The sequence below is a fragment of the Saccharothrix obliqua genome, assembly GCF_019375475.1.
GTDB classification, from domain to species: Bacteria; Actinomycetota; Actinomycetes; order Mycobacteriales; family Pseudonocardiaceae; genus Actinosynnema; species Actinosynnema obliqua.
On the sequence record NZ_JAHXGQ010000003.1, the window covers coordinates 173144 to 184393 of the forward strand.

Below are 11250 nucleotides of genomic sequence, written 5' to 3' on the forward strand. Positions count from 1 at the left end.
GTTTGTCAGGAGTTAAAGCGCTCCGCGCGGTACGTGCGCCAACGCCCGAGCAGCGTGGGCAGCTCCTGGTGCATGAACTCGAAGAAGGCGAGCGTCTCGGCGATGCGCTGTCCGGCGGGCGTCCCGTCGCCCAAGACGTGGATGCCCTCCTTGAGCGGACCGTCCCAGCGGCCCATCGCCTGTTCGCGGCGGAACAACGCCTCGTACCAGACGTCGTCGTAGACCCGGTACACGTCGCGCCGGGAGCCCGCCTCGCGCTCGCGGCTGACCATGTTGACCTGGGCGAGGTAGCGGACGGCGCCGGAGATCGCGGCGGGGGAGACCCGGAGCAGGTCGGCCAGCTCGGCGGCGGTCATGGTGCCGTCGTCGTCGGTGAGCAGCGCGACGAACACGCGGGCCGGCATTCGCGGCATACCCGACTCGGCGAACGCCGACGCGAAGCGCTCGATGAAGCGCAGCACTGCCTGGTTGTCCCGGTCCGTCGCTCTCGTCACCGCAGAATCATCCCTTCCGTCCCCCGACCGAGCGTAACTTTATACGCTTCCTTAACTTCACGAGTTTGTGAAATGTCTGTAGCTTACCGGCCATGAGCGCGGCGATCTCCGTATCGGGGCTGGTCAAGACCTTCGGCCCGGCACGGGCACTGGACGGGCTGGACCTGACCGTCCGCACGGGTGAGGTGCACGGTTTCCTCGGACCGAACGGCGCGGGCAAGTCGACCACCATCAGGGTCCTGCTCGGCCTGCTGCGTGCCGACGGCGGCTCGGTCAGCCTCCTCGGCGGTGACCCGTGGCGGGACGCGGTCGCGTTGCACCGGCGGCTGGCCTACGTGCCCGGCGACGTCAACCTGTGGCCCAACCTGACCGGCGGCGAGGCCATCGACCTGCTCGGCAGGCTGCGCGGCGGCCTGGACGAGAAGCGGCGCGCGACGTTGCTCGACCGGTTCGAGCTGGACCCGCGCAAGAAGGGCCGCGCCTACTCCAAGGGCAACCGGCAGAAGGTCGCCCTGGTCGCGGCGCTGGCCTCGGACGCGGAGCTGCTGATCCTGGACGAGCCGACCTCCGGCCTCGACCCGCTGATGGAGGCGGTGTTCCAGGAGGCCGTGGAGGAGGAGCGAGGTCGGCGCACCGTGCTGCTGTCGAGCCACGTGCTGGCCGAGGTCGAGGCGTTGTGCGACCGGGTGAGCATCATCCGCGCCGGCCGCACCGTGGAGACCGGGACCCTGGCCGACCTGAGGCACCTGACCCGCACCAGCGTGTCGGCCGAACTCGCGCGCCCGCCGGCGGACCTCGGCGCGCTGACCGGTGTGCACGACCTCGTGGCGGACGGGCCGCGGGTGCGGTTCGAGGTCGACACCGACCACCTGGACGCGGCGCTGCGCGTGCTCGTCGCGGCCGGCGTGCGGACGCTGACCAGCCGGCCGCCGACCCTGGAGGAGCTGTTCCTGCGCCACTACGAGGCGGTGCGGTCATGACCGCCCTGGTCGGTGCGGGCAGCCTGATCCGGCTGGCGCTGCGCCGCGACCGCGTCCTGCTGCCCGTCTGGGTGGTGGGCCTGGTGGGCGTCACGCTGGCCACCGCGTCCAGCCTGGGCGAGTTGTACGGCACCGAGGAGCTGCGGCGGCAGATCGGCGCGACGGCCGGGACCAACCCGGCGTTCCTGGCGATGCTCGGCCCGGTGCACGACCACACCACCACCGGCGGCATCCTCGCCTGGAGGTGGGGTGTGTTCGGCGCGTTGCTCACCGGGCTGATGGCGATGCTCCTGGTCACCCGCCACACCCGGGCCGACGAGGAGACCGGGCGGCTGGAGCTGGTCGGCTCCGTGGTCACCGGCCGGCACGCGCCGCTCGCGGCGGCGGTCGCCGTGGCGGCACTGGCGAGCGCGCTCATCGGCGTGCTGGTCGGCTCGGGCCTGGTGGCGCTGGGCGAACCCGCGGCGGGTTCGTTCGCGCTCGGCCTGGCATTCGCGGCGGTCGGATTGGTGTTCACCGGTGTCGGCGCGGTCGCGGCGCAGCTCGGCGGGAGCGCGCGAACCGCCAACGCGGTGTCCGGCGCGGTGCTCGGCGGCGCGTACCTGCTGCGGGCCGCGGGCGACGCGGCGGGGGACGCCGGGCCGACCTGGCTGACCTGGTTGTCGCCGATCGGCTGGCTGGAGCAGGTGCGCGCGTTCGCCGACGACCGCTGGTGGGTGCTGCTGCTGCCGGTGGTGTCGGCGGTGCTGTTGCTGGGCGTGGCCGCCGTGCTGCTGACGCGGCGCGACCACGGCGGCGGCCTGGTGCCGTCGCGGCTCGGCCCGGCCCGCGCCCCGGCGTCGTTGCGCGGCCCGTTCGGGCTGGCCTGGCGGTTGCAGCGGGGGATGGTGATCGGTTGGGCGCTGAGCCTGCTGGTGCTGGGCGCGGTGTACGGGGCCGTGGCGCGTGGCGTGGAGGAGATGCTGGCGACCAACCCGGCGCTGGCGCGGGTCGTCGCGCAGCTCGGCGGCGCGGGCGCGGTGGTGGACGTCTACCTGGCGACCGTCCTCGGCATGATCGGCCTGTTCACCTCGATCTACGCGGTGCAGGCGACGTCGCGGGCGCGGGCGGAGGAGTCGGACTCGCGCGCCGAGCCGGTGCTGGCCACGCCCGTCCGGCGGGTGTCGTGGGTGGTGAGCCACCTGGTGTTCGCGACGCTGGGCGCGGTCGTCGTGCTCGCCGCCGCCGGTCTCGGCGCGGGACTCGTGCACGGCGCGCGGACCGGCGACGTCGGCGGGCAGGTCGTCCGCCTGGTCGGCGCGGCGCTGGTGCACGCGCCCGCGGTGTGGGTGGTCGCCGGGATCGCGCTCGCGTTGTTCGGCCTGCTGCCGAGGCTGACGGCGGTGAGCTGGGCGTTCCTCGTGGTGTTCCTGGTGCTGGGACAGCTCGGCCCGCTGCTGCGGCTCGACCGGTGGGTGGTGGACCTGTCGCCGTTCACGCACGTGCCCAAGGCTCCCGGCGCGGAGGTCACCGCGACGCCCCTGGTGTGGCTGACCGTCGTGGCCGCGGCCCTGGTCGCGGTCGGGATCGCGGGGTTCCGCCGCCGCGACGTGGGCTAGCGCCCCGACCGGCGGAGCAGGCCCGGCGGCAGCAGCAGGACCAGCGCGGCGGGCGTGAGGAACGCCGCCACCGGGCTCAGGTGGTAGAGCGGCACGAACGCCATCGGCGACACCGCCGCGCCGAGGAACCGGAACGACTGCAACACCGACACCGCGCCGCCCCGGTTGCCACCCTCCCCGCCCAGCACCAGGGCGGTCAGCCCGACGATCAACCCCTGCGAGAACGCGCCCGCCGCCGCCCACAGCACGCCCACCGCCACCAGGCTCGGCAGGAGCCCGATCAACGCCAGCAGCACCGCGCCGACCGCGCTGCCGAGCAACGCGCACCGGCGTGGTCCGATGTGGTCGATCAACCACCCGGTCAGCCGAGCGCACGCGATACCCGCCGCGCCGAACCCGGTGAGCACCAACCCGCGCTCGCCCGCACCCAGCCCGAAGTCGTCGCCCAGCCGCAACGCCACCAGGAACGACACCCCGCCCAGGCAGCCCCAGCCGATGAACGCCGCCGCCGCGGGGCGCAGCACGTCCGGCCGCCACGCGGTGCGCAGCTTCGGCCGCTCGGCGCTCGGCGGGCTCCCCGGCACGCCGAGCACGGCCAGCAGCACGGCCACCACCGCCGCGCCGACGAACGCCCACCGCCACGACGCCTCCGCCGCCAGCCCGCCCACCAGCGGCGCGGACGTCTGCCCCGCCGCCTGCATGGACGCGAACACGCCCAATGACCGGCCGAGCCGTTCCTTGGGCGTCACCGCCGCGATGGCCGCCATGAGCAGGGGAGTGGTGAACGCGTTCGCCGCCCCCTGCACGGCCCGACCGGCGAGCAGCACCGGGAACGCCCACGCCACCGCGCACAGCACCGACGCCGCCGCGTAGACGACGTAGGCGATCCACACCACGCGCCGCGCGCCCCACCGCTCGCCGAGCGTCCCGGAGACCAGCATGAAGCCGGCGAACGGCAGCAGGTACCCGGTGAGCGTCGAGGCCGCCGAGCCCGCCGAGACGCCGAAGTCGCCACCGATCTCCGGCAGCACCGACGACGTCACCGCGCCGCCGAACGGCCCCAGGAACCCGCCCGCGTACAAGCCGACCACGGACAGCCGTCGCACGTCCCCCATGGGGCGAAGTCTTCCCCAACGGGCAGCGTCGAACGTGAGGAGGGCTCTAGATCCCGGCCGGGCCGCGCCCCGGACCTCGACCGCGCCGCCTCAGGTACCGCTCGAACTCGGCCGCGATGGCGTCACCGCTCGCCTCGGTGATCTGGATTTCGGCGTCGCCGCGCTCCTCCAGCGCCCGCACGTAGTTGCGGACGTCCTCGTCCTCGTCGGCCATCTCGCTGACCGTGCGCTCCCACTCCTCCGCCTGCTCGGGCAACGCGCCGAGCGGCACCTCCACGTCCAGCACCTCCTCGACGCGGTGCAGCAGCGCGAGCGTCGCCTTGGGCGACGGCGGCTGGGACACGTAGTGCGGCACGGCCGCCCAGAACGAGATCGCCGGCACGCCCGCCTGCACGCACAGGTCCTGGAAGACGCCCACGATGCCCGTCGGCCCCTCGTAGCGGGAGTGCTCCAACCCGTACTTCTGCGCCGCCGCCGCGTCGTAGGCGGTGCCGGTCACCGGCACGGGCCGGGTGTGCGGGGTGTCCATGAGCAGCGCGCCGAGCGTCACCACGGTGGTCACGCCCAGGTCCTCGATGTGGCCGAGCAGCTCGCCCGCGAACTTCCGCCACCGCATGTTCGGCTCGATGCCGTGCACCAGCACCACGTCCGTGGCCGAACCGGGCGGGCGGCACACCGACAGCCGGGTCGTCGGGAATTCCACCCTCCGGGTGATGCCATCCACCATGCGAACCGAGGGGCGGGTCACCTGGAAGTCGTAGTAGTCATCCGGATCGATCTCCGCGAGGGGCGTCGCGTCCCAGGTGAGTTGCAGGTGCTCGATCGCCGTGCTGGCTGCGTCGCCGGCGTCGTTCCACCCCTCGAACGCCGCCACCATGATCGGGTTGGTGAGCGGTTTCGCAGGGTCGAAGGGGGTCTTGGCGGCCTGGTCCGGATCGGTCACCGGGCCAGCCTACGACCACCGCCGCACACCCGACGCCGTAGGCATGGCCCATGCCGGCCCGTCGCGTCGTCACGAGGCCGTGAGGTGTGGTGGAGGAGACCTCGTGAGCACCGTTCACCCACTGCCGCGCCACCTACGATGGACGTGATCGAGGTGCGCTTCCCGGGACCGCGGCGCCCCGCCCGACACCGGGCTCGCGCGACGGCAGAAGGGGGTCGGGTGAGCGTCGACGCGGTGCTGTGGGACATGGACGGCACGCTCTTGGACTCGGAGAAGCTGTGGGACATCCCGCTCTACGAGTTCGCGGAGAAGCTGGGTGGCGAGTTGTCCCTGGCGACCAGGCAGGCGATGGTCGGCTCGAACGTGCCGACGACCATGGCGTTGTTGTTCGCCGAGGTGGGTGTCACGCCCACCGATGACGAGGTGGCGGACGGCGCGGCGTGGATCATGCGGCGCACCGAGGAGGTGTTCCGGGCGGGGCTGCCGTGGCGGCCGGGCGCGCGGGAGGCGTTGCGGGAGGTCCGGTCGTCGGGCGTGCCGATGGCGTTGGTGACGTCCACCGAGCGGGGCCTGACCGAGGTCGCGCTGGACACCATCGGCCGCGACCTGTTCGACGTGACGGTGTGCGGTGACGAGGTGGGTGGCCGCAACAAGCCGCTGCCCGACCCGTACCTGCGGGCCGCCGAACTGCTCGGCGTCGACGCCGCCCGCTGCGTGGCGGTGGAGGACTCGCCGACCGGCGTGGCGTCGGCCGTCGCGGCGGGCTGCACCGTCCTGGTGGTGCCGTGCGACGTGCCGGTGCCGCCCGGTGAGCGCCGCGTGTTCCGCGAGTCGTTGGTGGGCGTGGACCTGGACGTGCTCAAATCGCTGTGAACGGGGTGGGGCGGCGGACCGCCGCCCCACCCGGTCTCAGGCGGCGACCGCGGCGGTCCGGGCGCGCCGGGCCGCCGGGTCGACCAGCAGGCCGAACACGACGCCCAGGCCGAGCCACAGGGTGGCGGTCTCGGCCAGCGACGCCAACCGGAACTCCCACAGGACGTCGCTCGGCATGTCCGCCGGCACCGCGTCCGGTGGCGCCGGGAACACCAGCAGGATCACCACGAACGCCGCGACCACGGCCAACGCCACCACGGCGGCCCGGACCGGCCCGCCCAGGTGCGCCAACCGGGACGCGAGCCCGCTCGCACCGACCACCACCAGCAACCCGGCCGCGATGACGCCCAGGTAGAGCACCGTGCGGTAGTCCACGGTCCCCGGGTCACCCACCGCGGGAGGGTTGGCCGGGTACTTCACCGCGGGCAGCAACGCCGCCGCGCCGAACACCGCGGCGGCGAGCGCGACGCTGCGGCCGAACGGCGGCCGGCCGGCGAACCAGCGCCGCGACCCGGCGTACGCGGTCGCGAACAACGCGCCGACGGCCAGGCCGACGATCACCGCCGCCAGCACGCCGCCGAACACCTGCGTGCCGCGGCTGAACATCTCGCCGTGGTCGTGCCCGCCCGCCTCGGCGGGTTCGGCGGCGGCCCGCGCCTCCTCGACGGCCAGCGCCGCCCGGATCGGGACCTCCACCACGAACAGCCCGACGAGTCCCGCGAGCAGGCCGGCGACGCCGCCCGCGGCGACACCACGCAGCAGCACACCCCGGAAACCGATCACCCCGGTGTCCACGTTGTCGCTCATCGGCGCGCGCCTCAGTGGCACGGGACGCCGAGGGCGTGACGCCCGTCGTGGAAGAACTCGTGCAACGACTCGGCGGCGTGGCCGAGCGCGACGCCGTTCTCCTGGAGCACCAACCAGGTGATCAGCAACGCGACCAGTGCGACGGCGTACGCCCACCGGGGCACCGCAACGGACAGGGGATGCGCGGGGCTCGTCATGACGGCCTCCTCCATACCTCGTGGAAGGTCAACAACAGCAACGCGCCGCAGCCGGTCTCCTGACTCCCGGATCAACGCCGTCCCCGCGTCTTCCCAGCCGCACCGCGCGGCCAGTGACGTGCTCGGCGGGTTGGCTCCCCGGTCACAGTGGCGAGGACCGCGCCGGATTCGCACCGGCTTCCCGTCCACTGCGGCGCTGCGAACGTAAGCGCCGATCAGTGGAGGGCACAACCGACCAGACGAGTTGTCGTGCCCTCACGCACCGTGGAGGTCAACGCGGCGACAACGGGCAATCACCACACGTCCCGCCGCCGTCGAGGCGGTAGTAGAGGCAGCAGCTGTTCCTGCGGAACACCACTTCGCCGGGGAACGGCACGAACACCCCGGAACCCGTCAGCGGCGGCTCGTCGAGCAGCCGCGTGCCGAGCGAGAGGCAGTCGTCCACCGAGGCCACGCCGCTGCGGGCCACGGTGCGCAGCGCACCGCCGATCGAGGAAGCGGCGTTGCCCCACAGCAACCCGCGCGCCACGGGCACCACCGCCCGGATCGCCGCCACGACGGGCGTCAGCGATTCGACGATCCCGACCCCCGAGCCGGGTTCGGCTATCCGCACCCGGAGCCCGTCGCTCCCGTACCGCCACCACACGTTGCCGGGTCGGATGTCCGGCACGACGCCGCCGACCGCGTGCGCGGCGACCGTCGGGCAGAGCAGGCGGGCGGTGTAGCTGAGGAAGAACAACGAGGCGGAAACCCGCGCCTCGCCGCTCCGGTACCGCTCACCGATCGCGGCGAGCGCGCCACGCAGGACGACGTCGTCGGACAACTCGTCCCCCGACCGCCACCCCGCGTCCCGCGGGCGACCGACCTCCAGGGCGAAGAACGGGCTGATGCCGCGGATGCGGCGCAACGTGGCGAGCACTCCGGCGAAATCGGACATGCGCCCCAGTCTGCCGGTGTCAGGGCACGTAGAAGGTGATCAGGTCGGCGGTCACCGGTGGGAAGAGGGTCTGCAGCAGGTCGGCGTTCGGACCCGGGTACACGTCGGCGTGCCGTGCGGTCAGGCCCGCCAGCCCGTGCGGGCCGAACAGGAGCGAAGCCACCAGGTCCGGGGGCACGCCCGCGCCGCCCGCCGCGGCAGGCGCCTGCATCGTGCCGCCGCCGACGACCGGCCCCACCCGGCCCGCCCGCAGCGGCATCCGGACGTGCGAGCGGTAGAAGGACAGCACCGCCTCGCCGTCGTGGTCGGCGAACGGCGACCCCGCCAGGCGGGCGTCGAGCACCGGGCGCAGGTGGTCCAGCAACGCCACCGGGTCGGGCACCCGCACGTAGTAGGCGCCCGCGTCCGGCGGCGCGGGCGCGAGCAGGGGTTCGAGCGCGTCGCCCGCGACCGTGCCGGGCCGTTCGGTCGCCGTCGTGGCGCGGGTGTGGCGCAGCAGGGCGTGCACGGCCGCCGCGTCGACCGCCGCCACCTCGCTGAGGTGGTCGCCGGATTCGGACGGGGTGGAGCGGCCGGTGCCCACCGGCTCGCCACCTCGTTCCACCAGCCACTGCGTGCTGCCGTCCCGCGCCACCAGCCAGCGCCACAAGGCGGCCGAGTGCGGCAGCCGCAGGTTCGACCGCGCCTGCTCGGCCTCCTGCAACCGGGCCATCGCCGGGATGTCGGCGACCGTCGCCGGCCGCACGGTGTCCGCGCTGCCGGGAGCGGCGCGCACCAGGTCGCGGTTGGCGGAGAGCGGGATGGCGTAGGTGTAGCCGAACTGCCGGTAGAAGTACGGGATGCCCAGCATCACGTTCACCAGGTGACCGCGGGCCGCCGAGCGCTCGTGCGCCCACGCCATCAACGCGCGGACCAGGCCGCGGCCCTCGTGGGCGCGGTCGGTGGCGACCAGCTCCACCTGGCCGGCCGGGATCGCCACGCCGTCGAGGTTCAGGGTCTCGTCCAGCAAGGTCGCCGTGGAGACCACCCGGTCACCCGCCACGACCACCGCGCAGGACTCCCAGCCCGCGTCGGGGTCCGTCACGACCAGCCGGTGGTCCACCGCGTCCTCGGGTTCGCCGCGGTCGGCGAGCAGCGCGCCGATGCCGTCGAGGTCGCGTGGCTCGGCGGTGCGGAGCACGAGTCCTTCGGGAAGCGCCACCGGGACAGTGTCGGCGTGACCACGCCGTCGCCACCACCTGTTTTCCGGTTCGGCGTGCCGTGCCGCAGAATGCGGATCATGCCGTGGTTGCCGCCCGACTTCGTCCACCCCACCCGCGTCGAGCTGGGCACGGGCCACCACCTGCGCCCGATCCGCGAGTCCGACGCCGACAGGGACTACCCGGCCGTCATGGGTTCGCGGGAACGGCTCTGGTCGATCTTCGGCGACCGGTGGGGCTGGCCGCCGGCGACGATGACGCCCGAGCAGAACCGCGCCGACCTCGCCCGCCACGAGCGCGAGGCGGAGGCGCACGAGTCGTTCAACTACGCCCTGTTCGACCGGGCCGAGACCGCGTTGCTGGGGTGCGTGTACATCGACCCGGCCGAAGACGCGTTGATCTCGTGGTGGGTCGTCGACGAGCACGCGGGCACCGACCTGGAGCGTGCCCTGGACGCGTTCGTCCCGGAGTGGATCAGGCGCGACTGGCCCTTCACGAGCCCGCGGTTCGGCCTCTGACCCGGCGCACCCCCTTCCGGTTTTGGCGTCCGTTCGGGGGGATGGGAGGATCAGCGCCCGTGAAGACCTTCGACGAGCTGTTCGCCGAGCTGAGCGAGCGCGCACGCACCCGCCCCGAGGGCTCCGCCACCGCCGCGGCACTGGCGGACGGCGTCCACGCGCAGGGCAAGAAGGTGCTGGAGGAGGCGGGCGAGGTCTGGATCGCCGCGGAGCACGAGTCCGACGACCGCCTCGCCGAGGAGATCTCCCAGCTGCTCTACCGCGTGCAGGTCCTCATGCTGGGCCGCGACCTCACCCTCGAAGACGTCTACAAGCACCTCTGACGCCACCGGCCCCACCGCAGCCGCGGGGCCGCCGCACCACCGCCACGCACCGCCGGCCCGATCGCGCCCCGCCGCGCCCGGCACGCAGCCACGCACGGCCCGGCCGCGCCGCTCGCCGCCCGGCCGCGCCGCTCGCCGCCCGGCCGCGCCCGGCACGCAGCCACGCACGGCCCGGCGGCCGCGCCGCTCGCCGCCCGGCCGCGCCCCTATCCGGCCACCGCGCTGCCGCCGCCCAGCGCTCGACCGCGCCGCTGCCGTGTCTCCGCCGCACACCGCCCGACAGGGCGCCGCCGTCTCGCCGCGGCGCGGCCCGCCCATCGCCAGGCGCGCCGCTGTCACCCGGTCGCCGCCCGCGCCGCCGGCCCCGTCCGTCCCGTTCGGCTAATCGGCGCGGTCCAGTGCGGTCTCCTGGCCCGCGTCCGGCGACGGCCAGCCGGGGTAGGGCGGGGGAGTGCCGTCGAACGCCGGGCACAACGCCTTGTGGTCGCAGTAGTCGCACAGCCGGCCGGGGTTGGGGCGGAAGTCGCCGGATTTCGCCGCGCGCAGGATCGCGTCCCAGATGGCCTCCAGGGTGCGCTCGAACCGGCTCAGCTCGGCCTCGTCCGGGGTGTACGCGAGCGCCTGCCGGTCCGCCAGGTACATCAGGCGCAGCTGGCGGGGCACCTCACCGCGCAACCGCCACAGCACCAGCGCGTAGAACTTCATCTGGAACAGCGCCTTGGCCTCCCCGACCTCGCGCGGCGCGGCGCCCGTCTTGTAGTCGACCACCCGGATCTCGCCGGTCGGCGCCACGTCCACGCGGTCGACGTAGCCGCGCAGCAGCACACCCGACGGCAGCTCCCACTCCACCAGCAGCTCCCGGGCGTCCGGGTCGAACCGGCGCGGGTCCTCCAGCTCGAAGTAGCCGTCGAGCAGCCCCTGCGCCGACTCCAGCCACGCGGTCTGCTCGCCGTCCTCCGCGTCCGCGAACAGGTCGGCGAACTCGGGCCGCTCGGCACGCACGCGCTCCCACGCCGGGCCCACCAGCTCCCGCGCCCGCTCCGGCCGCCGCTCGGCGGCGGGCAGCGCGAACAGGTCCTCCAGGACGGCGTGCACGACGGTGCCCCGGACCTGCGCTCTGGTCGGCTTCTCGGGCAGCCGGTCGACCGCCCGGAACCGGTACAGCAGCGGGCACTGCTTGAAGTCGCCCGCTCGGGAGGGCGACAGGGCGGGCCTGCGGACGGGGCGCTCGGTGATCGTCGGCACTGCCATGCCCGAAACGATAGG

Annotated in this window: 13 protein-coding genes and 1 riboswitch; of the genes, 5 read left to right on the forward strand and 8 right to left on the reverse strand. The window is 74.1% G+C overall.

Annotated elements, in window-relative coordinates:
- Positions 1–5: 5 nt before the first annotated feature.
- Positions 6–494 carry a GbsR/MarR family transcriptional regulator gene (locus KZQ38_RS10795; protein ID WP_219440759.1) on the reverse strand — a complete coding sequence of 163 codons (489 nt, stop codon included), beginning with the start codon at positions 492–494 and terminating at the stop codon, positions 6–8.
- A 92-nt stretch (positions 495–586) separates the two neighbouring features.
- On the opposite strand from KZQ38_RS10795, the gene KZQ38_RS10800 reads away from it, so the two are divergent.
- Positions 587–1474 carry an ABC transporter ATP-binding protein gene (locus KZQ38_RS10800; RefSeq protein WP_219440762.1) on the forward strand — a complete coding sequence of 296 codons (888 nt, stop codon included), beginning with the start codon at positions 587–589 and terminating at the stop codon, positions 1472–1474.
- Positions 1471–3072, forward strand: a complete 1602-nt coding sequence (locus KZQ38_RS10805; protein WP_219440764.1) for an ABC transporter permease — start codon at positions 1471–1473, stop codon at positions 3070–3072. Before KZQ38_RS10800 ends, KZQ38_RS10805 begins: the two co-directional genes overlap by 4 nt.
- On the opposite strand, the gene KZQ38_RS10810 is transcribed toward KZQ38_RS10805, so the two are convergent.
- Both KZQ38_RS10810 and KZQ38_RS10815 read right to left on the reverse strand, forming a co-directional pair.
- Positions 3069–4187 carry an MFS transporter gene (locus KZQ38_RS10810; RefSeq protein ID WP_219440766.1) on the reverse strand — a complete coding sequence of 373 codons (1119 nt, stop codon included), beginning with the start codon at positions 4185–4187 and terminating at the stop codon, positions 3069–3071. The two genes, KZQ38_RS10805 and KZQ38_RS10810, sit on opposite strands and share 4 nt — an antisense overlap.
- Before the next feature lie 46 nt (positions 4188–4233).
- Positions 4234–5130 carry a PAC2 family protein gene (locus KZQ38_RS10815; RefSeq protein WP_219440768.1) on the reverse strand — a complete coding sequence of 299 codons (897 nt, stop codon included), beginning with the start codon at positions 5128–5130 and terminating at the stop codon, positions 4234–4236.
- Positions 5131–5349: 219 nt separating this feature from the next.
- On the opposite strand from KZQ38_RS10815, the gene KZQ38_RS10820 reads away from it, so the two are divergent.
- Positions 5350–6003, forward strand: coding sequence for an HAD family hydrolase (locus KZQ38_RS10820; RefSeq protein WP_308258343.1), 654 nt, complete (start codon positions 5350–5352; stop codon positions 6001–6003).
- A 36-nt stretch (positions 6004–6039) separates the two neighbouring features.
- Here the strand turns inward: KZQ38_RS10820 and KZQ38_RS10825 are convergent, their stop codons facing one another.
- The 4 genes from KZQ38_RS10825 to KZQ38_RS10840 form a co-directional block, all read right to left on the reverse strand.
- Positions 6040–6810: a CbtA family protein gene (locus KZQ38_RS10825; RefSeq protein WP_219440772.1), complete on the reverse strand. Its 771-nt coding sequence runs from the start codon at positions 6808–6810 to the stop codon at positions 6040–6042.
- Between the two features lie 11 nt (positions 6811–6821).
- Positions 6822–7007, reverse strand: a complete 186-nt coding sequence (locus KZQ38_RS10830) for a CbtB domain-containing protein (RefSeq protein ID WP_219440774.1) — start codon at positions 7005–7007, stop codon at positions 6822–6824.
- Between the two features lie 32 nt (positions 7008–7039).
- Positions 7040–7215, reverse strand: a riboswitch (cobalamin riboswitch).
- A 63-nt stretch (positions 7216–7278) separates the two neighbouring features.
- A complete protein-coding gene (locus tag KZQ38_RS10835; RefSeq protein ID WP_219440776.1) occupies positions 7279–7944 on the reverse strand; it encodes a (2Fe-2S)-binding protein in 666 nt (221 codons plus the stop codon).
- A gap of 19 nt (positions 7945–7963) precedes the next feature.
- On the reverse strand, positions 7964–9145 hold the full coding sequence (locus tag KZQ38_RS10840; RefSeq protein WP_219440778.1) for a GNAT family N-acetyltransferase: 1182 nt from the start codon (positions 9143–9145) through the stop codon (positions 7964–7966).
- Positions 9146–9223: 78 nt separating this feature from the next.
- On the opposite strand from KZQ38_RS10840, the gene KZQ38_RS10845 reads away from it, so the two are divergent.
- A complete protein-coding gene (locus KZQ38_RS10845) occupies positions 9224–9661 on the forward strand; it encodes a GNAT family N-acetyltransferase (RefSeq protein ID WP_219440780.1) in 438 nt (145 codons plus the stop codon).
- Between the two features lie 59 nt (positions 9662–9720).
- Positions 9721–9984 (forward strand): phosphoribosyl-ATP diphosphatase, encoded by a 264-nt coding sequence (locus KZQ38_RS10850; RefSeq protein ID WP_219440783.1) that lies wholly within the window; start codon positions 9721–9723, stop codon positions 9982–9984.
- A gap of 381 nt (positions 9985–10365) precedes the next feature.
- On the opposite strand, the gene KZQ38_RS10855 is transcribed toward KZQ38_RS10850, so the two are convergent.
- A complete protein-coding gene (locus tag KZQ38_RS10855; protein WP_219440785.1) occupies positions 10366–11235 on the reverse strand; it encodes a RecB family exonuclease in 870 nt (289 codons plus the stop codon).
- Positions 11236–11250 lie beyond the last annotated feature (15 nt).

What these genes read in the sequence shown, in the direction of transcription:
- KZQ38_RS10800 (WP_219440762.1), top strand. Translation starts at nt 587, where the DNA reads ATGAGCGCGGCGATCTCCGTATCGGGGCTGGTCAAGACCTTCGGCCCG.
- KZQ38_RS10805 (WP_219440764.1), top strand. Translation starts at nt 1,471, where the DNA reads ATGACCGCCCTGGTCGGTGCGGGCAGCCTGATCCGGCTGGCGCTGCGC.
- KZQ38_RS10810 (WP_219440766.1), bottom strand. Translation starts at nt 4,187, where the DNA reads ATGGGGGACGTGCGACGGCTGTCCGTGGTCGGCTTGTACGCGGGCGGG.
- KZQ38_RS10825 (WP_219440772.1), bottom strand. Translation starts at nt 6,810, where the DNA reads ATGAGCGACAACGTGGACACCGGGGTGATCGGTTTCCGGGGTGTGCTG.
- KZQ38_RS10830 (WP_219440774.1), bottom strand. Translation starts at nt 7,007, where the DNA reads ATGACGAGCCCCGCGCATCCCCTGTCCGTTGCGGTGCCCCGGTGGGCG.
- KZQ38_RS10835 (WP_219440776.1), bottom strand. Translation starts at nt 7,944, where the DNA reads ATGTCCGATTTCGCCGGAGTGCTCGCCACGTTGCGCCGCATCCGCGGC.
- KZQ38_RS10845 (WP_219440780.1), top strand. Translation starts at nt 9,224, where the DNA reads ATGCCGTGGTTGCCGCCCGACTTCGTCCACCCCACCCGCGTCGAGCTG.
- KZQ38_RS10855 (WP_219440785.1), bottom strand. Translation starts at nt 11,235, where the DNA reads ATGGCAGTGCCGACGATCACCGAGCGCCCCGTCCGCAGGCCCGCCCTG.